We start from the raw sequence: 25436 nt of genomic DNA, 5'->3' as shown, positions 1-25436 counted from the left end.
TTTTGTTGATGACAGCAGTGTTAGAACCAAGACGTAAGCCTACCCTATAAGTGTTGGGTATCAGGCAAAGTACGTCGTCATGGCCTGCGTTCATCATGACTGCTTCCGAAGCCGGCGATAACGGCGAATCAAGGCATTGGTCGAACTGTCGTGCGCCAGCTTAGGCTCTTCAGTGCTTTCAAGCTCTGGGATAATGCGCTGCGCCAACTGCTTGCCGAGCTCAACGCCCCACTGATCGAACGAATCAATCTGCCAAATTGCACCCTGTGTAAAAACACTGTGCTCGTACAGTGCAACCAAGCGCCCGAGCGTTTGTGGTGTCAGGCGTTGGGCCAAAATCGTGTTGGTCGGTCGGTTGCCTTCGCATACGCGATGCGGCGCTAGCCAGGCGGGTGTTCCTTCATTCTCAACTTGCTGCTTAGTCTTGCCAAACGCCAGCGCTTCGGTTTGCGCCAACAGGTTGGCAAGCAAAATGTCATGATGACTGCCCAGCGGGTTGAGGGTCTGGCAAAAGCCAATAAAATCGCATGGCACCAGCCGCGTTCCCTGATGAATAAGCTGATAAAAAGAATGCTGGCCGTTGGTGCCCGGCTCACCCCAGCAAATGGGTGCCGTTGCCACCTCAACCTGTGAGCCATCAAGCTTGACGTGTTTGCCATTGCTCTCCATCGTCAATTGCTGCAAATACGCAGGAAATCGCTTCAGATAATGCTCATAAGGCAAAACAGCCAAGGTTTGCGCACCCAGAAAATTATTGTTCCAAATGGCTAGCAGCCCCATCAGCACCGGTAAATTGCGCTCAAACGGGGTATTGCGAAAATGCTCATCCATCTCATGAAAGCCAGACAGCATTGCAAAAAAATTGTCTGGCCCAATGGCGAGCATGGTCGACAGGCCAATGGCCGAATCCATGGAATAACGTCCACCAACCCAGTCCCATATGCAGAACATGTTGTCGGGGTCGATACCAAACTGTGCCATGCCCTCGGTATTGCTCGACACGCCGACGAAGTGCCGCTTCACTGCCTGTTGGTCTTTGAGCTTGCCCAGACACCAGACACGTGCGGTATGTGCATTGGTTAAGGTTTCCAGCGTACCGAATGTCTTTGAGCACACAATAAACAGGGTTTCTTCAGGGTTCAGGTCGCCTGTTGCCTCTTCAAAATCGGTACCATCGATGTTGGAAATAAAGCGAAACGTCATATCGCGTTGGCTATAGTGACGCAATGCTTCGAATGCCATGACCGGGCCCAGATCTGACCCGCCAATGCCAATATTGACGACATTACGTATGGCAAGGCCCGTATGGCCCACCCAGCGCCCGCTGCGCACACTGTCAGAAAACTGTGCCATATGGTCAAGAACCGCACGAACCTCAGGCACCACGTTATCGCCATCAACTTCAATGCGCTCACCAGGCTGTGCACGCAGGGCAGTATCAAGTACTGCCCGGTGTTCACTTACGTTAATTTTTTTGCCGGTAAACATCGCTTCAATACAGCTGGCCAGCCCGGCCTGATCGGCCAACTGCAGTAACAGCGTTAGTGTTTCATCGGTTACACGGTTCTTCGAGTAGTCAAGGTATAAACCAGCACCCTCGGCCGTCAGACGCTCGCCACGTTGCGGATCGTCAGCAAAAATCTGCCTTAAATGTAAATCGCGAAATTGCCGGTGGTGCGCGACCAAGCCTTGCCATGCTGGATAGTCGGTAAGCTGTGAGGCTGTTTTGTGTGGCGCGTCATTCACGATGGACTCCGTTTGACTGGCTGCTTATTTGCCAGCGCTGCACTCTTGTTTGTAATAACCGCCAACAAGTCATTCCATGATTTGGTGAATGACTCAGCACCTTCTTTTTGCAAGCGGCTCGCCAGTGCGGCGTCATCTATGCCTGCGCGGGCAAAAGTGGCCAGAATTTTTTCACTATCACCGCCGTCCGTCGCCATGCTGCCACTTACTTTGCCATGATCGGCAAACGCAAACAATGTTTTCTCTGGAATGGTGTTGATGGTGTCAGGTGCCGCCAATGCTTGCAGGTAAAGCGTATCAGACGCCGCAGGGTCTTTCGTACCCGTGCTTGCCCATAATAGCGTTTGCGGGCGGGCGCCGGCATCAGCCAGCTTGCGCCAGCGCGGCGAGCTCAATAGTTCACAATACGCTTTATAAGCGCGTTGCGCGATGGCAATCCCCAGATGATTCTGCAGTTCTGGTGGAACCTGGTCTTTTACGGCAACATCCCAACGGCTTACGAAAATAGAGGCGACTGAATGAACCACAGGATCACGCCCCGCCGCAATGCGCCGTTCAATACCCCGCATGTAGGCATCCGCCGCAGCAATGTATTGCTCACGCGAGAACAGCAATGTCACATTAACGGGCACACCAGCAAAAATGGACGTTTCGATAGCCTCAACGCCTGCTGGTGTGCCGGGGATCTTGATAAACAGGTTGGGCCGCGCGGCACGTGCATGCAATTGTGCGGCTTCACGTGCCGTGGCTGCGGCATCATTAACCAGCAATGGCGATACCTCCAGCGATACCCAGCCATCTTTGCCATCGGTTTTGGCGTAAATGGGGCGAAACAAGTCAGCGGCCCGGGTCAGGTCTTGCAGCGCCAAATTGAAGAACAACGCTTCGCCTGCCTTGCCCGCAGCCGCCTGCTCCCGGATCGCGTCGTCATAAAAGTTTGTGCCCCCGATGGCATGATCAAAAATCGTCGGATTCGAGGTAAGCCCGGTAATAGCGAATTCGTTCAGGTAACGCTGCAGCGTACCCTCGTCCAGTAGCCCGCGTGTAATATTGTCCAACCACAAGCTTTGCCCAAGCTTTTGAAGCTGTTCGGTAGCCTTCATCGTATCCTCCTTGACGTTAACCGCCGTCAGTCAGCATAAAACAGGCCCGCTGGCGATATTGAATTAAGTCTGCTATGTGCTCTACGGTCAGATCTGCCGCAGGGTAAGTCGTCGTGCTGTCAGGGTCGAGGGCATAATGCCCCTGACGTGGAAAAACCGTTGTCAGGCGCTTGCCCATTACTTTCTTCATGGCCGCAAGTATGCGCAGCTTGTCGTCGACTACCACGTAATGGCGTGCAGGATAGCGATGTTGGATGTCATCCAGCATTTTTTCCTTATGAACGTAGATCAACACATGGCCATCGACCGCCTGCCACAGCCCGGAGCGCTGTATCTTGCGCGGCTGAAGCACCACATCACCGTCGGACAGGATGACAGCCTGGCCCCATTGGTTCACGTGTTTGATGACGTCCAGAGCGCCCGGGTACAGGCAATCAGCAAACGGATAATCCAGTAAAAACTGCGACATCAGTAGCAAACGGTGATCGCTGGTGGCTGTAAGCCGGTAACGTTGCAATGCACCCAAATAGTCTGCATAACCCAGTTCGGTGCGTAATGCTTCGAATATTTCCCAGTAACGATTGCAGCTCGACGCACCGAAGGCACGCTCAAGATGCGCATGTAGATCGTCTTGAACGCGGTCGTTGTCGAGCAAGGTATTGTCGCAATCGAACAAAAAGACGATCTCGTTGCCTGCCATCATGATGAAGCCTCCTGTGGCACGTCCATGTCACTGTCAGGATGATCTGCACCTTGTATTTGGCCACCAAACCAGGTTTGCGAAAGTGGCAGTGTTCGAGTGCTCAGCCCCGATGTGGATCCACGCATTACAGTCATCTGGCAATGCAAAAAGGCGATGCTGTGGCGAACTGCCGTAACCGACCTTCATGCGATGGACGCTCAACCCATTAGTAGCAAGTTGCGCACGCTATGTCTGTCCGCCAACGCACATTCAGAGTAACGGTGTCATATACGCGGGCAGCCTCCTTCCCGCGTAACCGACACAGCGCGTCACATGCTCAAGAGCGTCCACTAGATAGGAGCCCCGATAAACCTGGCCGTTGTGCACGCTAGCGAACAGACAGCACCGTCTCGATATTTATCATTGACATAAAGGCTCACTCGTCGAGCTGCAGGGTATGTCCATATTTCGGAGGCAGTATGACAGCAACACGCATGCGGCAGAATTTTGGTGCCCGGCTTCTTTTGCTTGGCGCATTGATCGGGTTTGCGGTGTCCGTATTCGACTACTTTTGGACCGGTAATGGTATCCACGGTACGGCTGGCCTACTGCTGGTCATTATTACCAGCGCAGTGATGCTGATTCTTGGCGGTGCACTCGCACACTGGCGAACGTCGTCTTCCAGAACGCATGGCATCCTGCTCGTGCTTCTGCTTATTGTCATTCTGGGCACCGCCTTTGCCGCGTATATGCTCGAGGCGTGGTGGGTGCTCGGTGGCGTAACACTCGCCTTGATCGGCTGGCTGGTCGACATCGGTAGTGACACCGCACCGCCGTCTGTATCGACGTCGGGCCTGACTGTTGCCGCTGTTGCCATGGGCGCATCGCTGGCGGCATTGCTGTTCGGCTACACACCAGACGCCCAGAGTGCCGAAAACCCACCAAAGCCAGCCTCCGCACTGCACGATGCAAGCTCAACGCATGGCACACGTCCAACACAGGATGCAGACTCAACACGGGATGCAAGTTCAACACGTGATGTGAGTTCAATGCATGGTGCAAGTTCAGCGCATGATGCAACGCCCACGCCCACGCCTACGATCAAGCAGGCAAGTTTCCAATATCACGGCTGGTACACCTTTAATGGCGATCTGATGGCCCAGAAGTTCTCCACCGCAGACCAGATTACGCCAAAAAATGTGGCGCATTTGCAGAAGGTTTGAGAGGTTCACACGGGTGACGTGTCTACCGGCAAGGGCAAGACCCCGGCCAGCGACTGGTCGGCAACACCGTTGTTCGTCAACGATACCGTATACGTTGGCACACCCTTTTACCGCATATTCGCGATAGCACCCGACACGGGCAAGGTGAAGTGGACGTTTGACTCCCACTCTGTCCTAAAGGCGCTGACCCAGCCAGACATGAAGTCGCGTGGTGTCGCGTACTGGCAAGCGGCCGACCCGGCAGCACAAAAAGCCTGCCAGAAAATTGTATACATGGGCACCATGGAGGCCAAACTCTTTGCAGTTGACGCGGATACCGGCAAGCCGTGCGACAGTTTCGCTGACCACGGTGTACTCGATATTAACCAGTGGAACACCAGTAACAACAAGTGGCCGCTGTCAATACTGCAACCCCCTACCGTATACAAGAACCAGCTATTCATTGGCTGGGCCGGCAAAGACTGGGAGGACTCCGAAGCGCCTCCGGGCACCGTCTTTGCCGTCGATGCACAAACTGGCAAGCTCAACTGGACTTTCCATGCTATTCCCCCGGAGGTTGCCAAACAAACGGGAACCGCCAACGTCTGGGCCAGTATGTCTGTCGATCCGCAGCACGGCATTTTGTACCTGCCTGTGAGTTCGCCCAGCCCGAACTTTTACGGTGGCAACCGCACCGAGAAACTGCCACTGGCAACGTCGGTCACTGCCCTGGACACCAACACCGGCAAGGTAGTGTGGAGTCGACAGCTCGTCCACCACGATCTCTGGGACTACGACACCGATGCTGCACCGACCCTGGTCGACCTCAACAAAGACGGCAAGACGATCCCGGCACTGGTGCAGACCAGCAAGATGGGCTTAATTTTCGCCCTTAACCGCCTGACTGGCGAGCCGGTCTATCCGATTACCGAGCACGCTGTGCCCGCCTCAGACGCGTCCGGCGAGAAGGCCTCACCCACTCAGCCCTACCCTGAAGTACTTGAGCCAACCGTCGGCAAGTTTCCGGGCATCTCTACGTTGGCCGACTGGGCCAGCTTTGGCGAATGCTCCAGAACATATAAGAAACTTCGCCATGACGGTCTATACACGCCTCCCAGCGTGAAAGGCAGTTTGGCGTATCCATCAACGGCAGGAGGGATCGAGTGGGGTGGCGGTGCCGTAGATCCACGCAGCAATGTCTTTGTCGTTAACAGCTCCGCGGTGGCTCAGATATATCGGCTAATACCTCGCAAAGAGTATGAGCAACAGACCAAGAACGGGACACCTGATGGCTACTATGCGCAGACTGGCGCACCGTATGGCTTCTATTTGCACAACTTCGTTAATCGCTGGGGCATGCCATGCTGGAAGCCGCCATATGGAACATTGTCCGCATATAACCTGGACACCGGAAAATTGCTGTGGCGCAAACCCTTTGGCGAAGTGCAAAAATGGGGCTTTTATATGCCTGAGTCCTGGGGCTCGGTGACCATCGGCGCACCACTTATCACCAAATCGGGTGTGATCTTTATTGGCGGTTCTATGGATGCACGGGTACGCGCCATTGACCTCAAATCAGGCGATGTGCTGTGGAAAGCCCAGGTGGATGCACCGGCCGTTGCCAATCCCTCTACGTATGTTTACAAGGGCCGGCAATATGTCGTGTTTGTGGCGGGAGGCAATTCCATTCTCAAACCGCAGGTATCGGATCAAATAGCGGCCTTTGCCCTGCCCGACTCAAACTAGATGAGGCCAGCTAAGACTCATGCGCCATGTCACCGCCTTGCACACCGCGTCAGCCGTAAGCTGTCGCCTACAAACGTTAACAGGCTTGTTTTGATAGCAAACGGTCAGACTCGGCCTTTACGACTGCATAGCACTCACAAACACGTGACTCCAGCCCAGGGCGATCCAGCACGGTGATCTTGCCGCGGCTGTAGTGAATTAACCCCATGCGCTGCAGTTTTCCAGCGGCCTTGGTAACGCCTGCTCGGCGTACACCAAGCATATTTGCGATGAGGTCTTGCGTCATGACCAATTCGTTTGAAGGTAAACGGTCCAGGCTTAACAGTAGCCAGCGACACAGTTGTTGATCTACGGAATGATGCCGATTGCACACCGCCGTTTGCGCCATCTGGGTTAGCAACGCCTGCGTGTAGCGTAACAATAGACGCTGTAGCGGGCCGTCACAACGGAATGCATCGATCAGTAGCTGGCTCTTGAGGCGGTAGGCGTGCCCGGCACTTTGCACAACGGCGCGACTCGTTGTGGTTTCACCGCCCATGAAAAGCTGAACCCCCACAACACCTTCGTTGCCGACAATCGCAATTTCAGCTGAACCACCGTCTTCCATGACATAAAGCAGAGAAACAATGGCCGTGGTCGGAAAGTAAACATGATGCAAGGGGTCACCAGGTTCAGACACTACATAACCCAGCGGTAGCGGGACGAGTTCCAGTTGAGGAAACAGGCTCAGGTAGTCTTCGGCTGGCAGCGCAGCAAGCAGATGGTTCTGAACGGGATCATTTATCGTTGACATGTTTAATACGGATTGATCAACAGAGGCCTGCATACACAGCAAATTCCGTGCCAATAAGACTACACGGCAAAGTGTAGGCGACTTATCGGATTCTGTACGCAATGTATCCGTACGTTACATCAAAGATATCCGTCGAGATGTTTTTATGACAGATCCACAGGCTTGCCGCGCAACCGCTTGACCTCGCCGTGCGAAATTTTGCGCTGTACGCGACGCCGCTGCGACGCTCTGGTTGGCCGGGTTGGTTTGCGTATGGCGGGTTTGTCCAGCGCAGAACGCACCAATTCGATCAATCGTTCAATGGCATTAGCACGGTTTTTTTCCTGACTGCGAAATGACTGTGCCTTAATGATGATGACGCCATCTTTGGAAATGCGACGGTCTGACAAAGCCAGCAAAGCGGCTTTGCTTTCATCATCCAGGCTTGATCGAGCCACATCAAAACGAAGATGAACGGCGCTCGATACTTTGTTAACATTTTGGCCGCCGGCGCCTTGTGCCCGAATCATGGAAAACTCGATTTCGTTTTCGTCCAGGAAAACAGTGTCACTGACATGAAGCATGGCTTGCTTTACCCTTTAAACCTTAAAGACCGTAACTGGGAATGGCTTGTGCGCAGCGGTCTGTGTTTGCGCCTGGCATTTTGAATATTGGCGCGCGGAGCACGATGGATAGGCATATTACAATACGCGACTTTCATTCCTTTACTCAGAGAAAATCAGTGAGAAAAATAGTAGGCGGAAAACTTCATGGCATACGCGTTACCGGGGCCGATCTTGAATATCACGGTTCTATTACGCTCGATCCTGATCACTGCGAAGCAGCCGGTATTTTGCCCATGGAATTCGTCGAGATCTGGAACAAAAACTCGGGCGCCAGGATCAGCACCTATGTTATTTACGGCGAACGTGGCTCGCGCTGCTGCATATTAAATGGCGCAGCGGCCCGCACTTGCCAGCGCGGCGATGAAGTCATTATCGCCAATTCGATATACTTAATCGACAACGAGCTTGAAAGCGTCAAGCCTGCAGTGCTCACCTTTAACCCTGACAATTCCATTAACGAGCGTCTGGGCTACAGCGTAGGGCGTGACGAACAGGGCCGCCTGAAGTTCGATATCGTCAGGTTTGATTAAACCTGCCTCTCTACGCCCGGTATAGCGGCGTTTCCGGCCCAACGTCCAAGTTCAGGCCCAGGTTCAGGCGCAGGTTCAGGTTCTAGCTCGGGTTCGGATCCTGATTCAGGTTCTGGTTCGAGCCTTGGTTCGAACCGTGGTCCAGTTTCTCACCTGATGAGCCTGTGGAAATCGCTGTAGTTGCAGCCGCCGAGGCGGCACGCGCGGCAACAGCTCGACCTTGCCTGATGCTCTCCAGGCTGTTCTGATTTTCGCTATCGACAAAAAGCATTTCAACCGACTGCGGCAGACGCTGAATCCAGCTGGGGTGTCCCTTACCGTTGACGCCTGCTGCAGTCGCAGTGCCCGGCAGATTGGGTGGCTCATGCGGCCCGATGGCGCCCGCCGCAGTCGATGTACCCGACAGATTCGGTTGTTCAAGCGGCTCGACAGCGCCCGCCGCAGTCGATGTTCCCGGCAGATTGGGTTGTTCAAGTAACCCGATTATGTCTTCGACGGGAATAATAACCAAAGGGCCGGGCGTGGCTGCCACATACTTCAGAATGGCCTGTCTTGGCGCTGCTGCACTGTCGGGTGGCACGTCATTGGTTGGCAATCTGGCCAACAATGCTTTTTTTGTTGCGCTTCGGTCTATACGCTGCTGATCGGCTTGTTGCGCTGTCACGTGCGCCAACTGCTCGCGCCAACGTATATCTCGGGCAGCCCACCAGCCTTCTATCGTCGGAAGATCATGGGTGGTCGTGGTTGCCATGGTCCAGTCAGGCCAATTACCTTGCTCCTCGAACCACAATACGCTGGTACCCAGCACGCCTTTTTCTTGTAGATGAGAGTTAAAGTCGGGCGGGACTGTTCCGAGATTTTCACCGATCACAATGGCATGGTGCCGCCATGCCTCAAGCACGAGCAATCGGAGCATATCCTGAAATGGGTAGCGAAGGTAAACGCCTTCGTGGGCTTGCGCACCCTTGGGCACCAACCACATGCGTGCCAGGCCCATAATATGATCCATGCGTATGCCCCCGGCATGACGCAAATTAGCGCGCAAGGTTTCAATAAACCCCATATAGCCATTGCGCTGCAGAGCATGCGGCGAAAACGCGGTAATGCCCCAGCTCTGGCCTTGCGGCTGAAACACATCCGGCGGCGCCCCCACTGATACGTCATGCAGGATCTCGCGCTGCCGACTCCAGGCGTGGCTGCCTCGCGCGTCGGTGCCAATGGCCAAGTCGGTAATCAAGCCTACTGACATACCACTGCCGCGTGCTGCGGCCTGTGCTGCAGCCAGCCCTTGGTCAGCAAGCCATTGCGCAAAGCAATGAAAATCGACGTCGTTGCGGTGCTCAGCTGCAAAACGCTGCGCCGCCGCGCCTTCCGGATCGTGCAGCGCCGCAGGCCAGTCTTGCCAGCCGCTTTCCGGGCCAAGAGTTTGGCAATAGATCGATGACAGCGCCTCATAGCGCGCGTGGCTTTCGAGCGCTTCCCCCCCCTCCGCGCAAAATTGGCGAAAATCGCGGGCCGGCGCATGGTCACTGCTTCGGTCAAACCGATCAAAGCATTGCCGCAGCAAGGCCAGATGGGTATGCATCTGCACAGGCCAGTTGATGGTGTCAATGCAGCCTTTCGCCAGGTCTTGCATCTGGCCGCCCAATGCGGGCCCAGTCGGATCGGTATGCCCGACGTGGCTGTCCGAGCGAGTGGCAACTGCTGTCTTGGTGGTGCTCCCTGCCGCAGCATTCATTCCGAGCGCTGCGGCATCGGGCCCATCTATCAATGATGGGTCGGCGTAAGCCACGTTCAAAAACAGGCGACTTGATGGTGAGTACGGGCTGTAGCGCTCCGGCGCGGCAGTAAACAGCGCATGCACAGGACTGATCGCCACAGCACTTGCTCCTGCATGCCCTGCTCGCGTGACAAAGTCAGCCAGCACAGAAAAATCACCGGCACGGTTACCCGATTTTTGCCCGTGCAAGCTGTACACCTGTGCCGCGATGCCCCAGGCCGGTGTCCGTGCGCCGTTGCTGTTGCTGTTGCTTTTTCTGTGGCTGTTGCCGTTGTCGCGGCTGCTGGTGCTCTTGCTGTTGCCGTTGTCTGTGCTGGTGCCGATACTTGTGCCTGTGCCAGTGCTGAGCATTGGTGCAGGACACCGCAAAGGGCATACAGCAAGCGCGATGCAGCAATCGCCTAGGTAAAGATGGTGATAGCCAGGCTCGTAAATGGGTGCAATACGGGCCACGCCGGGTTCCCGCCATGTTGTTGCGCCGTCAATGCGCAGACCTGACTCAAGTACCAATTGGCTGTTGATATTGCCTTGCCAGGGAAAATCCAGTATTTGCCCGACATCAATAACCCACAATCTGCCAGCTGCGCTAATGAGTTCTGGCGCACCGGCCGCCAACACCCGGCGGTGGCTATCTTGAATCTGCGCGGGCGTGGCGCAAGGGAACCCCAATGCAAAAAGTAAACTGCGCAAACTGTCGTCGCTGACCTCTTGCGTCTGACTAAATACATCTTGCCAGACGGGTACCAGACCCGCGGCAACCGCCAGCGCCCGCAATGGATTGTTTACCTGCCTTATCATTCAGGCCGCCGCGTCCGGGCCGTCTAGCTTGCCCGCCAGCAACACCAGACCATGCGCGCCCACCCTGACTTTAGGGGAAGACGGCTGGCTGGATTCTGGCTGTACCGCTTCCACGCTGGTATCCAATTGCACGGACAAGTGGATATAGGTAGATGGCAGGACAAAATCGATGGGTTCTTCGCCTGCGTTAAGCAGAAGAAGCGTGATGTCGATACTGTCTGACTGCAGAGCAGCACGCTGCAGCCCCAAAACACGACCCTCAGGGTAGTCCCAGGCGGCCTGTGACATAACATTGCCGTCCATGTCATACCAGCAAATACGTGGCAGCCCCGGCATCAGTTCGTGGTTACCATCCTCAAAACGGGCAAGGCGCAAAGAAGGATGCTGCCGTCGCAACGCGCTAACCCTGGACACAAAGGCCGTCAGGCGCCTTCCTTCAGCAGAATCCGCCTGCGACCAGTCTAGCCATGAGGTTTCATTGTCCTGACAATAGGCGTTATTGTTGCCATTCTGGCTATTGCCGAACTCGTCACCCGCCAGCAGCATGGGCGTGCCATTCGAGAAAAAGACGCTGGCCAGCATAGAGCGCAACACCACGCCGCGCACGCGCAAAATATCTGCATCATCGGTGGTGCCTTCATGCCCCCAGTTATGGCTCTGGTTTTCGCCATGCCCGTCGTTATTATCATCGCCGTTGGCCTCGTTGTGCTTGCCGTCATACGACACAACATCGGCAGCGGTAAAGCCATCATGCGACGCAATATAGTTAATAGATGCCCACGGACGCCGGTGCCTATGGTCAAAAATGGCGGGGGAGCCTATCAGCCAGTCGGCAAGTTCACCCCGCAACCCAGCCTCGCCCTTCCAGAAACGGCGCATACCGTCGCGATAGCGGTCATTCCATTCGGCAAACCCCGGTGGATGTTGGCCCAGCTGATAGCCATCCGGGCCAATATCCCAGGGCTCTGAGATCAGCTTCAGACGTGACAAAACCGGATCTTGCAAGATTGCGTCAAAAAAACCAGAACCCGGATCAAAACCAGTGCCCTCACGCCCCAGCGTAACGCCCAGATCAAAACGAAAGCCGTCAATACGATAGCTTTGCGCCCAGTAACGCAATGAGTCCATAACCATTTGCAGCACACGTGGGTGGGATAAATTAACGGTGTTACCGCAACCGGTATCGTTAATGTAGTAACGCTCGTCGCCTGCCACCAGCCGGTAATAGCTGGCGTTATCCAGGCCTCGCCATGACAGCGTTGGCCCCAGCTCGTTACCCTCACACGTATGGTTGTAGACCACATCAAGAATCACCTCAATACCGGCATCCTGAAGCCGGCGTATGGCCATGCGCAAATCATTACCATAGCCATTGGCAAGATAGGTGAGCTCAGGCGCAAAAAACGCCAGTGTGTTGTAACCCCAATAGTTTTTAAGGCCCCGCTCAACCAGAAAATGGTCGTTCAAAAATGCATGAACCGGCAACAACTCAATAGCCGTTACGCCTAGCGCATGCAAATGATCAATAAAATGCGGGTGAGCCAGCCCGTCGCTGTTGCCGCGCCACTCAGGGCGCAAGGCCTCGCGCCGCTGCGACACGCCGCGAAGATGCGCCTCGTAAATAACCGTATCAGCCCAGGGGGTGCAAGGGCGGGCCAACTCACCCCAGTTAACGTTATCGTTCGTCACCACACTCTTGGGCACAAAAGGTGCTGAATCGCGCTTATCCAGGCTCAAATCCGCCTTCGAGTGGCGTACGCGGTAGCCGAACAGTGCATCAGACCAGCGCAACGGCCCTTCAAGCTGGCGCGCATACGGGTCAACCAACAGTTTTTGAGGGTTAAAACGATGTCCGTTTCTGGGGTCGTAAGGCCCATACGCCCTGTAGCCATAAACCAGACCAGGCCCGGTGTCGGGCAGGTAGCCATGCCAAACCTCATCCGTGCATTCGGGCAGCACATAGCGCTTGATTTCTTTGCGCCCCCGCGCATCGAAAATACACACTTCGATTTTGCTCGCGTTCGCCGAAAAGACTGCAAAATTAACACCCAGCCCGTCGCTGGTAGCGCCCATGGGGTAAGGCAAGCCCGGGGCAAGTTTGTCGGCAAGTATCGTCCGCATTGTCTATCCTTCTGCAATAAAGACCACCGTCGCCAGAGGTGGCAGCAGCAATGAAAGTGACTGCGCGTGGCCATGTGAGGCAATCTCTTCAGACTGAACACCACCCTGGTTGCCCAGGTTTGAGCCGCCGTAGTGCTGTGCATCGGTATTGATGGCTTCACGCCACCGCCCGGCACGGGGTACCCCAATGCGATAGGCGCTGCGCGGCACGGGCGTCATGTTGCTGACGACCAAAACATGCTGATCATGGCTCATCCGTAAAAACGCGAAAACACTATTGCTGCTGTCATCGCCGATCACCCACGAAAATCCTTCGGGGACTGCATCCGTGCCATACAGAGCGGGGGTGGCGGCATAAAGCCTGTTCAGGTCTCTGACCAGGCGTTGCACGCCGGCGTGCGGCGTGTCATGATCACCTGCAGAATGCAGTAACGGACCGCAGGCGAGCGCAACTTGCCCGACTTCAGCGTCGTCCTTAACGCCCCCGGCACCCAGACAGGCCCAGTCGATCTCGCCATCGTGATCCCATTCGCGCCACTGCCCGATCTCATCGCCCATGAAAAGCAGCTTCTTGCCCGGGTGGCCCCACATAAAACCAAAATAAGCGCGCAGGTTGGCAAAGCGCTGCCAGATGTCGCCAGCCATTTTGCCTATCATGGAGCCTTTGCCGTGCACCACCTCGTCGTGCGACAGCGGCAAAATAAAGCGCTCAGAATAGGCATAAACCATGCCAAACGTCATGTCGTTGTGGTGATGGCGTCGGTGTATGGCGTCGTGCTGCATGTAGTTCAGGGTGTCGTGCATCCAACCCATGTTCCACTTGTAGTCAAACCCCAACCCGCCTTCTTCCACCGGTTTGGTGACGCCGGGCCACGCCGTCGATTCTTCGGCAATCATGATGGCGCCCGGGCATTCGTGGTGGGCCAGCTTATTCAGGTCACCCAGAAACTGCACCGCTTCCAGGTTCTCCCGGCCGCCGTAACGATTGGGTATCCACCCTCCCGCCTCACGACTGTAGTCAAGATAAAGCATGGAAGCCACGGCGTCGACGCGCAGGCCATCAACATGATATCGGCCCAGCCACTCAAGGGCGCTGGCCATCAAAAAGTTGCGCACCTCATTACGCCCGAGGTTATAGATTAGTGTGTTCCAGTCTGGATGAAAGCCCTGACGTGGATCAGCATGCTCATACAGCGCCGTACCATCAAAGCAGGCCAAGCCATGTGCGTCAGACGGAAAGTGGGCCGGCACCCAGTCCAGAATCAGCCCCAGCCCTGCCGCATGACAGCGGTCTACAAATGCGGCAAACTGCTCAGGCGTACCATAGCGCGCTGAAGGTGCAAACATGCCCAGGGGCTGGTAACCCCACGAGCCCGTAAAGGGGTGTTCGGTGATGGGCAGCAATTCGATATGGGTAAAGCCCATGTTGGCGGCATAGTGAATAAGCTGCTCGCCCAGGGTTTGCCACACGCTGCCCTGCCCCTGATGACGCATCCACGAGCCCATATGCACTTCATAAATGGCAAGCGGCGCGTCAAATGCCTGCTTTGATGCACGGGCAGCCATCCAGGGTTCATCTGTCCAGTTAAAGGCAGTGGGGTTTGCGACCACCGACGCGGTAGCAGGAGGCAGTTCGGCCTGCCGCGCATAGGGGTCAGCCTTTAGCGGCAACACACCACCATCGGGGCCATGCAGCTGGTACTTGTAGAGTGCACCGGGCATGACATCGGGGATAAACACCTCCCACACGCCGCTGCCCTGCCGCCGCTCCATGGGGTGGCGCATGCCGTCCCAGTTATTGAAATCGCCGACCACAGACGCCTTACATGCATTGGGCGCCCATACGGCAAACCTGACGCCCTCTTTCGCGTTCAGGGTGGTAACGTGCGCACCCAGGCGGTCGGCGATCTGAAGATGCCGGCCTTCGCCGATAAGATGCAGATCAAGCTCACCCAACATGGGCGAGGACGAACTGCCAATGTGGCCTGTTTTCGTGCTCACGCAACCACCTCTTTAGCACTTGGTGCTGATGGCTTCATGATACGGCACACAACGCGATGCAAGCCTGCCAGCGGGATCGGCAACCACTCTGGACGATGTGCCGCTTCGTAACACACCTCATATGCAGCCTTTTCCAACACGGCCAGATCAAGCAAGCCATGGTCACCCACCTCAGGCCATGTCGCCATCGCCGTTGGCGTCGTGACAGGCGTGGTGGCAGCCTGAACAGCCTGGGGGCCCACCGCCTCATCCAGGGCCGTGGCATAACCGTCGAGAAAGGCACTGCTGGCACTCTGACAAAACCTCTCGAGAAGCTCATGCCGCAGAGACTGCAGCGTTGCCGCAGCAGGCCCGGTCTGCGGTTCCTGATCGGCCATTTCATCCGTCGGATTCTTTGACGAAGGAACAGCCTCGATGGCCTGCGCCACAAACGTGGCCGACGCATAGTCAAAGGAGCGCAGCATACCCGCCACATCCCGCCACGGCGTCGCCTTGAGCCGGCGCTCAGCCAGCGGGCGCACAGGCTCGCCTTCAAAATCAATCAGGTAGACGTCTCCCTGTGCGATCAACACCTGACCCAGGTGAAAGTCACCATGAATGCGGATGCGCGTCGTACCCACCAGGTGCTTGACGCGCTGCTCCAGAATCTTGCGAAGTGCGGGCCGCCAGGCTTGCAGCTCGGTCAACTGATCCTGCCCGGCAACTGGCAATGATCCACGGGCATCCGTCGCATTCTTTAAGGCCTGATCCACCATACCTTGTATGGCTTTGAGCCAGACGCCTGCATCACGTTCTGTGGCAATTTCGGGTGCGAATGCTGCGTCCGACGTGGGTTGCGCCAGAACAGCGTGCATCTGGGCCAGTCTGCGCCCTATGGTGGCCGCCACAGCGCGATAGCTCAGCAACTCTTCCTCATAGTCCGCTTCGCTTTCCAGGGTCAGTGCGGCATTTTCAAGAATGCGCTCAAGGTAGTCTTGAGTCCAGGCCCACGCATCTCCCTGGTTCTCAATGCGCTGATGCAGCAAGGCCAGAGTGTGGGGCGTACCACTTGCGTCGACACGCCGCATTTCACCCAGTAACGCCGCCACATTTCCAAAGCCGTTCTGGCTTAACTGGCGTGTCATCTCGGCCTCAGGGTGCACACCAGGCACGATATGGCGCAAAATCTTCAGTATGGCCTGATCACCTACCAAGACCGAGCTGTTCGACTGTTCGCCATGAAACCACGACACCTCCAGCTCTTGCGGCCACTCCATGGCCTTCAGGGCCGGCTCGGCATTAAACTCTATGCTGTCTTCGCCATCGCTGGTCTCCACAAGAATTCGACGCTGCTGGCTAAAGCTCTCGATCAAAGCCAGTGCGAAGCCAGGCATGGTGTAGGCATCTGTGACCATACCCACATCAGAGACTCTGCGCACGCGGGCAATGGCGTATTGGGCAGCCATGCCCCCGGGCGCTTCCGACCAGAACATGGCCAGTGGCAAAAAGTACCGACTTTTGCCCTCGGCCTGGTCTACATCGACTTCTGCCAGCCACATCTCGGTTTGCCCAGGAAGCGGCACCAGGTAAGCAATCGCCGCCGAAACAGGTTTGATGTCTCCGGGAAACCATCGTTGTCGCGTCAGATAAAGCGGTAGAACATCTTGGGCCAGACGGCGGCGCGCTTCGTCTGTAAACGGGTGGCTGGCTCGCGAGCGCCACACCAGTGTTACGTAGTCAGGGAGTTGTTCAGGCATGCTGGCGTGCCAGCTAGGCGGTGAGGCGCTGGCGCTCAGGTCAAACCAGTAAAAACCGTAGGGAGGCAGCGTCAGCAAATAGGGAAGCTCGCCAATGGTCGGAAAGGCTGTCCCGCCTAACAATTCTATGGGCACCCTGCCCGCCATAAGCGGCAAATTCAACTCGACCGGCTGAGAAGCATTAGACAGGTTCGCCACGCACAACAACGACACACCTTCATACTCCCGCAGATATGCCAGTATTTTGCGGTTGCCTGGAAACAGAAAACGCAAACTGCCACGACCGAATGCATGCGTCTGTTGACGTTTGGCGAGCATGCGGCGGGTCCAGTTAAGCAGCGAATGAGGATCACGCTGCTGAGCCTCTACGTTGACGGCTTCATAACCATACAAAGGCCCCATGAGTACAGGCAACTGCAGGCGCTCGGGGTCAGCACGTGAAAACCCACCGTTGCGATCCGGTGACCACTGCATGGGGGTGCGTACCCCATCTCGATCACCTAAATGAATATTGTCACCCATGCCTATTTCGTCGCCGTAATACAGCACAGGTGTGCCCGGCATGGAAAGCAGCAAGCTGTTCATCAGTTCAATACGGCGCCTGTCTCTTTCCAGCAGCGGCGCCAGACGCCGCCGTATGCCCAGATTGATGCGGGCCCGACGATCGGCTGCATACACCTCCCAAAGATAATCACGCTCACTGCTTGTGACCATTTCCAGCGTCAATTCGTCATGGTTGCGCAAAAAGATCGCCCACTGGCACGAGGCAGGTATCGCAGGCGTCTGCTGCATAATGTCTGTAATGGGGAAGCGGTCAGCGCGGGCGATGGCCATGTACATGCGCGGCATAAGCGGAAAATGAAACGACATATGGCATTCGTCACCCTGACCAAAGTATTCTTGCGCGTCTTCCGGCCATTGATTCGCCTCGGCCAGCAGCAGACGCCCCGGAAACTCCTCATCCATGACGGCCCGAATCTTGCGTAGCACCGCATGGGTTTCGGGCAGGTTTTCGTTATTGGTGCCCTCGCGTTCCACAAGATAAGGGACGGCGTCCAGGCGCAGCCCGTCCACGCCCATGTTCAGCCAATACCGCATCACATTCAGGATCTCTTTAAGCACCTGAGGGTTGTCATAATTGAGATCAGGCTGATGGGAATAAAAACGGTGCCAAAAGTATGCGCCAGCCACCGGGTCCCATGTCCAGTTCGAATTTTCGGTATCGCAGAAAATAATACGCGTGCCGGCGTAGGCCTGATCGTTGTCAGACCAAACGTAGTAATTGCGGGCAGCTGACCCTGCTTTGGCGCGGCGCGCACGCTGAAACCACGGGTGTTGATCAGAAGTGTGGTTAACGACCAGCTCGGTAATGACCCGCAGGCCACGTTCATGAGCGGCCCGAATAAACTGACGCACATCAGCCAGGTTGCCGTACCCCTCATGCACGCCGCGGTAGTCGGCGATGTCATAGCCGTCGTCACGACGTGGCGACGGGTAAAACGGCAACAGCCAAACCGTATTCACACCCAACTCGGCAATATAGCCCAGCTTGCTGATCAGGCCCTTGAAGTCGCCCTCGCCATCATTGTTGGCGTCAAAAAATGACTTGACGTGCAACTGGTAGATGACGGCATCTTTGTACCAAAGCGGGTCATTCTGCTGAACTGTTGTAGGTTTGGCTGACTCCACATTTCGCTCCTGTTGCTGTCGTTAATAAGAGGTACGGGCAAGCGGCGTGCCTGCATACCGGTAAACCTGCGAACATTCAGACGGCGAGTACCATATGCCAAAAAAACTGGGTGGACCCCGCCTGCCTTCAGCCACCAGGTATCGCGCACCACGTAACCCTGCGCACCTTCAGGTAGCGGACACCATGTGCCACGACGAACACGTTAAACCTGCGTACATTCAGACAGCGGGTACAACACGCCACACTAAATACGGCTGGTCAGGGTTCAGTTCGACAGTATGGAATTTTCCTGACAGGCGGAAGCGGTGATCGTTTAGCAGATCGTGCAGGTAAACCGTGCCATCGTCGGGTATGCCTGCGAGCCACAACGGCAGTTCCAGCGTGGCGCGCTGGCTTGCATGAGGGTCCAGGCTTACGGCGACCAGAACAATATTGTCTTTTTCAACGGTAGATTTAGAATAAAAAATGATGTGGTCATTGTTGGCCTCATGAAACGCCACACCCAAGTGTGTCTGCAGCGCCGGGTTATTGCGACGCAGGCGGTTCAGCTGGCTAATTTCAGCAATAATATTGCCCGGCCTATCCATATCCCAATGGCGCAGTTGGTATTTTTCTGAGTCCAGGTATTCTTCTTTGCCTGGCATGCTAGCCGCCTCACACAGTTCAAAGCCGTTGTACATGCCCCAAAGCCCCGACAACGTGCAAGCCAGCGCAGCGCGAATCAAAAACCCGGGTCTGCCTGAAGATTGCAGAAAATACGGGTTGATATCCGGCGTATTCACAAAAAAATTAGGCCGGAAAAATTCAGCGACAGGTGGCGTCGACAACTCGGTCAGGTAGCTGGTCAACGCCTCTTTGTCATTGCGCCAGGTAAAGTAAGTGTAGGATTGCGTAAAGCCCAGCTTGGCCAGTCTGTGCATCATTTTGGGGCGTGTAAAGGCCTCTGCCAGAAACACCGTTTCAGGGTATTTGGCCTGGACCTGAGCGATCAGCCATTGCCAGAAAGGCAACGGTTTGGTGTGAGGGTTATCTACCCGAAATATTCGTATGCCTTGTTTTGCCCAAAACAACACCACATCACGCAACGACTGCCACAACGCCAGTTGAGGCCTATCGCTGCCGGCAGCACCGTAAAAATCAGGGTTGACGATATCTTCGTAGCGCTTGGGCGGGTTTTCTGCATAGCGTAACGAGCCATCAGGTCGCCGACTAAACCATTGCGGGTGTTGTTCCAGCCAGGGGTGGTCAGGCGAACACTGAATGGCAAAGTCCATGGCGATTTCCAGGCCATGCGCCCCAGCGGCATCGATCAGTGCACAAAACTCGTCCAACGTACCCAGTTCGGGGTGCAGCGCGTCATGACCGCCTTGGGCCGAACCGATGGCGTAGGGGCTGCCCGGGTCATCGGCGCCGGCCTGCAAGGCATTGTTTTTGCCTTTGCGGTGAGCCAGCCCAATGGGATGTATGGGAGGAAAATACAGTACATCAAAACCCATCTGTGCAATCATAGGCAAACGCCCAAGCACATCGACAAATCGGCCGTGCAGACCGGGCGTTGGGCCCTGCGAGCGTGGAAACAATTCATACCAGCTCGCGTAGCAGGCCGCACGCCTATCTACATAAAGCGGATAAACGGCCGACCGGGTTTCAAATGGCCTGCCATCGGCTTGACGCATTGCTGCCGCCAGCGCGTCGGAAAGCATAAGATCAATGTGGTGCTGTTCTGCCGCAGCAAGGTTGGCTCCGGGTGCAACGCTATTCGCGCTTGCCGTGCTGGCTGGCTTTGCCCCCCGCCCAGCAGCCCGTGCATCGTTTAGCATCGACGACAATGTAGCGGCTACCGTCGGCAGAGCGTATTTGATGCGGTCGATGGCCAGAGCCACCAGCTGCCGCCCTTCTTCTACTTCTACCCGCACATCTTGGCCCGCCTTAGCCTTTATCTGCAATTGCTTGCGAAAAGTTTGCCAGCTGTCCCACCACGCCTGCACACAGTAAACGTGCCGCCCCAGCCGACGGGGCCGAAATCCAGCCACCCACCGGTCATTATCCAGTGCCTGCATAGGGACTACAGACCACTGCGTCTCATCGGCGGCCTTCCACAGCAGGCAGGTGGCAAGCTGATCGTGGCCATCCATTAACACATCAGCCTGAACCGTGACAGGTTCACCAAGACAACGCTTGAGGGAAAACAAACCATCGTCCACGGCGGGTGTAATACGCTCTATGACGATTCGTGGTCCGTTGAGCGCATGAGAAGACGAAACCAGGCTAGCTCTCGATACTTCGGCTTGCATTGCCGGCGACAGAATGGGTGAAGCATGCTCTAGCGGTGCCAGAACATGCCCCCAAGGCGGCAGTGAAGAGGGTAAGCCATGGATGTCTGAAATTACCAAGTCGTCTGGTAATCGCGCTTGAAGCATGGGCCAGTCCAGGCTGTCATCAACATCCGGGCCCGGGTTAAACGCCAGCAAACCGGGGGTCGGATGAGTGCGTGCCAGTGCCGTGATGCCAGCCAATGGGCCTGTGAGCATACGCAGGCCTGCCACTGAAGACGACGCCGACGCACTGGGCACACCTGGGGCAAGATGAGCCGGCCGATCAGGCACTCCATTGCGGGCATTGGCCGAAATCATGATGCCATCTGCGCAGAAGTCGGCAATGACCAATTGAGCTGTGAAATGAGCCAGCTCCGTCTGCGGATCAACTGGGGCCAACACGGGTGCAACGCGGCGTAAGCGTAACCTTTCATCAAGCAACCAGTCTTGCCTGCCATCCCACCACGGCAGGGACAAAAAGGTGGCGTCAAACCCAACCCCCTCCATGGCTGTCAGTTGCTGCGGTGTAAGCCCGGGCGTCCAGGCCATGAACACAAAGTCTGGATGATGCGAACGCACCTGCCTCATAAGGGCCGACCAATCCTCAGCGGCCAGATCGCCGAGTTTGCAGCACCGCACACCCGCCAGCCCCGAATGCGCCCATCGCGACAGAGTTTGGGCCCAGGCAGTGATAAGGCTTTGCGAGATACCATCGTCTTTTGCGATCAGTGGATCTGTATCGGCCTGGTGGTCGGCGCTAGGGTTATGGCTTTCGGGGGGCTTCTGTTCGAGCGCGCAGGTCGCAATACGATCAGTAAGTGTGAAATCAAAGAGAAACGCCAGCCCGTTACGCCTGCACACCGTACGTATCTGCGCCAGCGAGCTCGCCAGCACGGGCTGGTCTGAAAACGAAATCAGCTTATGGCCTACCAACCACGCAATGGAAAACAAAACACTATCGCATCCCTGTTCACTTGCGTGGCGGCAAAGCCTTTCCAGCGCAGCACTACCTGTTGGCCTGGGTACCTTTTTACCGGCCTCTGGCGGTTGCTGCACCTCGTAGCTGTCGCCCACATGAAAGAGGCGACGATAAGGTGGCAAAGAATTGTGTGCTAATTGCATGGACAGGCTCGCCCTAAATATCGGTTTAGGTGCTGACTGACACCAAAATGATACGGTCAAGCCTGTCCGGCAAGTTTCGTGCCGGAGCCCGGCGAGCGATGCCTCGCGCGTAGGTTTTTAACTGTTTACGGCAGCACTTCTGGTCGTAAATTCTGGTCGTTAATGACGGGAAAATGCCAACCCGCCTCTCTCACCATGCCTGCCGCCACGGTTTGATGCGACACCTCATCGATCAATATGAACGCGCCTGTTGCAGCAAGCACGTCATAGGGGTCGGTAACCAAGGCATCACTGCTGGTCAAGGTGACACGACCTATGTCGTTCATGCCCAAGGTGGAGTGATTTGCCGCATGTACCGCAAGCTGTTGCAGATCCCTGTGTGTATGCACCTGGCTGATTTTTGCGGTGCTGGTACGTGTGCCATGCTTGATCAGGTAGCGTCGTCCAGTGTGGAGCGGCTCGGCGTCCAGCCAGCACAGTTCAGCCTCGATCTGCTTGCTCACGCGGGGCGCATCGTACTCATGCGTCAGCCAGTCGCCGCGTGAGACGTCGACATCTTCTTCAAGCTCTACAGTAATGGGCACACCCGCACTAGCCTGATCGACCAAACCTTGAGAATTTCGCAACGATTTGATGGTGGCAAAAACGCCCGAAGGCCTTACCACCACCCTGTCGCCAACACGCATGATGCCGCTGGCCGCTTGCCCTGCATACCCGCGAAAGCCATGGGTGTACTGGCCGTGATGGCGTGCCACCCACTGAACCGGAAAGCGCAATGGCTGGTATGACAGGTCATTGTCGGCGGGCAGGCTTTCAAGCAGCGTAAGCAGCGCCGGGCCCTGGTACCAGGGTGTATTCGGTGAAGCGTTAACCACGTTGTCGCCGTGCAAGGCAGAAACCGGTATGACATGGTGCTGGGCAATGCCGATTTTTCGGCAAAGCGCGCTGCACGCCTGAACAAGGTGTTGATAGAGTGTTTCACTCCAGCCCATCAGATCGAGTTTATTGACGGCAAAAACAATATGCTGAATGCCAAGCAGGTGGGCAATCGTACTGTGGCGTAGCGTTTGGGTCAGTAGCTGCCCGTCCTTAACCTTGGTGGCATCCACCAGAATAATGGCGGCATGCGCCGTCGACGCGCCGGTGACCATATTGCGTGTGTATTGCACATGGCCAGGCGCGTCGGCCACAATAAACTTGCGCTGCGGTGTCGCAAAATAGCGATAGGCCACATCAATGGTAATGCCCTGCTCCCGTTCAGCCTCAAGCCCATCGGTCAGCAAGGCCAAATTTGGCATACCGTCTTCGCTGCGGTGATAACGCGACTTCTGTATGGCTTGAAGCTGATCGGCAAATACGCCCTTGCTGTCAAAAAGCAGGCGTCCGATCAGCGTTGATTTGCCGTCATCCACCGAGCCTGCCGTAATAAAACGCAGCACGCTGCGGCCATGGTCCTGAATAAACTGCTCGTTAATCGCATTCATTAAAAATACCCATTTCTTTTACGACGCTCCATCGACGCTTCGGAGGTCTGGTCGTCCATGCGTGTAGCACCGCGTTCAGTAAGCGTGCTGAGTGCGGTTTCGGTGATTATGTCAACGACGGTGCTGGCTTCCGAGGCCACCGGGCAGGTGCACGAAATGTCACCCACGGTACGAAAACGCACAGGCAACTGCTCAACCTGCTCACCTTCAGAGGGAGGCGTTAGCGGCGTTACCGGCACCAGCAGGCCGCGCCGGCGCACCACAGCGCGTTGATGTGAAAAATAAATGGGTGGCAAGGCGATATCTTCACGTTGTATGTACTGCCATACATCCAGCTCGGTCCAGTTCGAAATGGGAAACACCCTCATGTTTTCGCCGGGGTGCACGTGGGTGTTGTACAGATTCCAGAGTTCTGGACGCTGTGCTTTAGGATCCCACTTGCCCGACTCCCCCCGAAACGAGAACACTCGTTCTTTGGCCCTGGCTTTTTCTTCGTCGCGACGAGCGCCACCTATGCAGGCGTCAAACCCAAACTCCTCGATAGCCTCAAGCAATGTGACGGCCTGGGCCGCATTGCGAGAGTCTCCTTCACGCCTGAGCACAACCGTACCTCGCTTGATGGAGTCTTCGACGTGGCGCACAATCAGCCGCTCGCTCAATTGGCTGGTGCATGCATCCCTAAAATGAATGACCTCATCAAAATTGTGTCCCGTATCAATATGCAGAAGAGGAAACGGAAAGCTCCCCGGCCTGAACGCCTTCTCGGCCAAACGCAGCAGTACACACGAGTCTTTGCCACCTGAAAACAGCAATACCGGCCGCTCGCACTCGGCGGCCACTTCACGCAAAATGTAAATAGCTTCAGCCTCGAGCCAATCAAGATGGCTATTTATCTGCACGGTTTTTACGGCGGTCATGATGAAATCTGCCTGTCTGAGATAGGTTTATGAATGGAATCCTGGCTGCGCTGCAGGTTGATCTCGTGCAGGCCACACTCTTTGGAGTCAGAAGACTCCCACCACCATCGCCCGGCACGCGGGTCTTCGCCAGGTCGCACGGCACGCGTACAGGGTTCACAACCGATGGAAGGGTAGCCTCTGTCGTGCAAGGGGTTATAGGGGATGTCAAAACGGCGTATGCCCTCCCAGACATCCGTGTCGTGCCAGAGTGCCAGCGGGTTGAATTTGTGCAGCCCGAAGTGGGCATCAAACTCGGCGTCAGGCAGATCAGATCGGGTTGTCGACTGTTCGCGACGCTGGCCCGTCAGCCATGCACCCCTGCCCTGCAGTGCGCGCTGCAGCGGCTCGACCTTGCGTAGTTGGCAACACGCTTTGCGCAACGCAATGCTCTCATAGAAGGCAAACGCGCCGTGATCACTGACGTGCTGCTCCACCGCGTGGCGCTCGGGCGTCCACACTTCAATAGCACGCCCATAGCGCGCCACAATGGTGTCGATAAGCCCCAGGGTTTCGGCATGCAGTCGCCCTGTATCCAGCGTAAAAATTGCCAGAGGTATGTGCTCGGAAAGAATGGCATGGGTTAGCACCATGTCTTCAGCGGCCAGTGAAGACGCCAGCGCTGCCTGCGGGTAATTGGCAGCGATCTGTCGCAACCGCGCCGTCAACGTGTTCCATTTTTGCTCGGTGTCTGTAGGTATCATGAGCTCCGTGACCTGGAATTGCCTGAAGTCATCATGTTGCGCTTGAACTCCCCACAACGGAACGATCCGATTTTCGATTGCTTATGCGTGCGCGGCATAATGACGCCGGAGTGTGCAGCTAAGGCAGGGCCTATGCCCTGGTCACCCGGCAGAGCGTGTTCTCTTGGCACAAGCGCGCCGTCATCGACGCTCGGCTGAGTGTCTTCTTATAGTGCAGACAGCGTCTCTCAACGCCCAGCTGGGCGCTTTCGGTAGAATGGGTGATGTAGCGCAAAACACACAACAAGCAATACAGGCTACCCTATCTTTGCGGCGCACATCA

Annotated in this window: 16 protein-coding genes; 3 read left to right on the top strand and 13 right to left on the bottom strand. The window is 56.0% G+C overall.

Annotation, left to right across the window (positions count from 1 at the left end):
• Positions 1-93 precede the first annotated feature (93 nt).
• The 3 genes from pgi to FQ179_RS04165 are packed head-to-tail and all read right to left on the bottom strand — an operon-like array spanning position 94 to position 3552.
• Positions 94-1746 carry a glucose-6-phosphate isomerase gene (gene pgi, locus FQ179_RS04175; protein ID WP_149395993.1) on the bottom strand — a complete coding sequence of 551 codons (1653 nt, stop codon included), beginning with the start codon at positions 1744-1746 and terminating at the stop codon, positions 94-96.
• Positions 1743-2849 carry a transaldolase gene (gene tal, locus FQ179_RS04170; RefSeq protein WP_149395992.1) on the bottom strand — a complete coding sequence of 369 codons (1107 nt, stop codon included), beginning with the start codon at positions 2847-2849 and terminating at the stop codon, positions 1743-1745. Before tal ends, pgi begins: the two co-directional genes overlap by 4 nt.
• A gap of 16 nt (positions 2850-2865) precedes the next feature.
• The gene (locus FQ179_RS04165; protein ID WP_149395991.1) at positions 2866-3552 is read right to left on the bottom strand and encodes an HAD family hydrolase; all 687 of its coding nucleotides are present in this window, start codon (positions 3550-3552) and stop codon (positions 2866-2868) included.
• A 458-nt stretch (positions 3553-4010) separates the two neighbouring features.
• Between FQ179_RS04165 and FQ179_RS22405 the strand changes: the two genes are divergently transcribed.
• Together FQ179_RS22405 and FQ179_RS04160 are read left to right on the top strand one after the other, a co-directional pair.
• A complete protein-coding gene (locus FQ179_RS22405; RefSeq protein WP_223146184.1) occupies positions 4011-4754 on the top strand; it encodes a hypothetical protein in 744 nt (247 codons plus the stop codon).
• Between the two features lie 18 nt (positions 4755-4772).
• Positions 4773-6479, top strand: a complete 1707-nt coding sequence (locus FQ179_RS04160) for a PQQ-binding-like beta-propeller repeat protein (RefSeq protein ID WP_223146183.1) — start codon at positions 4773-4775, stop codon at positions 6477-6479.
• Positions 6480-6555: 76 nt separating this feature from the next.
• Here FQ179_RS04160 and FQ179_RS04155 read toward each other — a convergent pair whose 3' ends face one another.
• Both FQ179_RS04155 and arfB read right to left on the bottom strand, forming a co-directional pair.
• Entirely contained in the window at positions 6556-7272 is a 717-nt protein-coding gene (locus tag FQ179_RS04155) for a Crp/Fnr family transcriptional regulator (protein WP_149395990.1), read from the bottom strand.
• Between the two features lie 143 nt (positions 7273-7415).
• A complete protein-coding gene (arfB, locus tag FQ179_RS04150; protein WP_149395989.1) occupies positions 7416-7835 on the bottom strand; it encodes an alternative ribosome rescue aminoacyl-tRNA hydrolase ArfB in 420 nt (139 codons plus the stop codon).
• A 158-nt stretch (positions 7836-7993) separates the two neighbouring features.
• Here arfB and panD point away from each other — a divergent pair, with 158 nt between their 5' ends.
• Positions 7994-8407, top strand: coding sequence for an aspartate 1-decarboxylase (gene panD / locus FQ179_RS04145; protein ID WP_149395988.1), 414 nt, complete (start codon positions 7994-7996; stop codon positions 8405-8407).
• Between the two features lie 82 nt (positions 8408-8489).
• Here panD and malQ read toward each other — a convergent pair whose 3' ends face one another.
• The 8 genes from malQ to FQ179_RS04100 all read right to left on the bottom strand — a co-directional run bounded on the left by malQ (position 8490) and on the right by FQ179_RS04100 (position 25114).
• Positions 8490-10985: a 4-alpha-glucanotransferase gene (malQ, locus tag FQ179_RS04135; protein ID WP_149395987.1), complete on the bottom strand. Its 2496-nt coding sequence runs from the start codon at positions 10983-10985 to the stop codon at positions 8490-8492.
• Positions 10986-13106 (bottom strand): glycogen debranching protein GlgX, encoded by a 2121-nt coding sequence (gene glgX, locus FQ179_RS04130; RefSeq protein WP_149395986.1) that lies wholly within the window; start codon positions 13104-13106, stop codon positions 10986-10988.
• Positions 13107-13109: 3 nt separating this feature from the next.
• Positions 13110-15065, bottom strand: a complete 1956-nt coding sequence (gene glgB, locus FQ179_RS04125; protein WP_149396901.1) for a 1,4-alpha-glucan branching protein GlgB — start codon at positions 15063-15065, stop codon at positions 13110-13112.
• Between the two features lie 38 nt (positions 15066-15103).
• Entirely contained in the window at positions 15104-18532 is a 3429-nt protein-coding gene (gene treS, locus FQ179_RS04120; RefSeq protein WP_149395985.1) for a maltose alpha-D-glucosyltransferase, read from the bottom strand.
• Between the two features lie 219 nt (positions 18533-18751).
• Positions 18752-21970 carry an alpha-1,4-glucan--maltose-1-phosphate maltosyltransferase gene (locus tag FQ179_RS04115; protein WP_149395984.1) on the bottom strand — a complete coding sequence of 1073 codons (3219 nt, stop codon included), beginning with the start codon at positions 21968-21970 and terminating at the stop codon, positions 18752-18754.
• A gap of 125 nt (positions 21971-22095) precedes the next feature.
• Positions 22096-23454, bottom strand: coding sequence for a sulfate adenylyltransferase subunit 1 (locus tag FQ179_RS04110; RefSeq protein ID WP_149395983.1), 1359 nt, complete (start codon positions 23452-23454; stop codon positions 22096-22098).
• The gene (gene cysD, locus FQ179_RS04105) at positions 23454-24371 is read right to left on the bottom strand and encodes a sulfate adenylyltransferase subunit CysD (RefSeq protein WP_149395982.1); all 918 of its coding nucleotides are present in this window, start codon (positions 24369-24371) and stop codon (positions 23454-23456) included. The genes FQ179_RS04110 and cysD overlap by 1 nt, the downstream gene beginning before the upstream one ends.
• Positions 24368-25114: a phosphoadenylyl-sulfate reductase gene (locus FQ179_RS04100; RefSeq protein ID WP_149395981.1), complete on the bottom strand. Its 747-nt coding sequence runs from the start codon at positions 25112-25114 to the stop codon at positions 24368-24370. The genes cysD and FQ179_RS04100 overlap by 4 nt, the downstream gene beginning before the upstream one ends.
• Positions 25115-25436: the final 322 nt, after the last annotated feature.

The organism is Pusillimonas sp. ANT_WB101, from assembly GCF_008369125.1.
Lineage (GTDB): Bacteria > Pseudomonadota > Gammaproteobacteria > Burkholderiales > Burkholderiaceae_B > Allopusillimonas.
This window is presented reverse-complemented; position numbering and strand designations above follow the sequence as displayed.

What these genes read in the sequence shown, in the direction of transcription:
- tal (WP_149395992.1), bottom strand. Translation starts at nt 2,849, where the DNA reads ATGAAGGCTACCGAACAGCTTCAAAAGCTTGGGCAAAGCTTGTGGTTG.
- FQ179_RS04165 (WP_149395991.1), bottom strand. Translation starts at nt 3,552, where the DNA reads ATGATGGCAGGCAACGAGATCGTCTTTTTGTTCGATTGCGACAATACC.
- FQ179_RS22405 (WP_223146184.1), top strand. Translation starts at nt 4,011, where the DNA reads ATGACAGCAACACGCATGCGGCAGAATTTTGGTGCCCGGCTTCTTTTG.
- FQ179_RS04155 (WP_149395990.1), bottom strand. Translation starts at nt 7,272, where the DNA reads ATGTCAACGATAAATGATCCCGTTCAGAACCATCTGCTTGCTGCGCTG.
- arfB (WP_149395989.1), bottom strand. Translation starts at nt 7,835, where the DNA reads ATGCTTCATGTCAGTGACACTGTTTTCCTGGACGAAAACGAAATCGAG.
- malQ (WP_149395987.1), bottom strand. Translation starts at nt 10,985, where the DNA reads ATGATAAGGCAGGTAAACAATCCATTGCGGGCGCTGGCGGTTGCCGCG.
- glgX (WP_149395986.1), bottom strand. Translation starts at nt 13,106, where the DNA reads ATGCGGACGATACTTGCCGACAAACTTGCCCCGGGCTTGCCTTACCCC.
- glgB (WP_149396901.1), bottom strand. Translation starts at nt 15,065, where the DNA reads ATGTTGGGTGAGCTTGATCTGCATCTTATCGGCGAAGGCCGGCATCTT.
- FQ179_RS04115 (WP_149395984.1), bottom strand. Translation starts at nt 21,970, where the DNA reads ATGCAATTAGCACACAATTCTTTGCCACCTTATCGTCGCCTCTTTCAT.
- FQ179_RS04110 (WP_149395983.1), bottom strand. Translation starts at nt 23,454, where the DNA reads ATGAATGCGATTAACGAGCAGTTTATTCAGGACCATGGCCGCAGCGTG.
- cysD (WP_149395982.1), bottom strand. Translation starts at nt 24,371, where the DNA reads ATGACCGCCGTAAAAACCGTGCAGATAAATAGCCATCTTGATTGGCTC.
- FQ179_RS04100 (WP_149395981.1), bottom strand. Translation starts at nt 25,114, where the DNA reads ATGATACCTACAGACACCGAGCAAAAATGGAACACGTTGACGGCGCGG.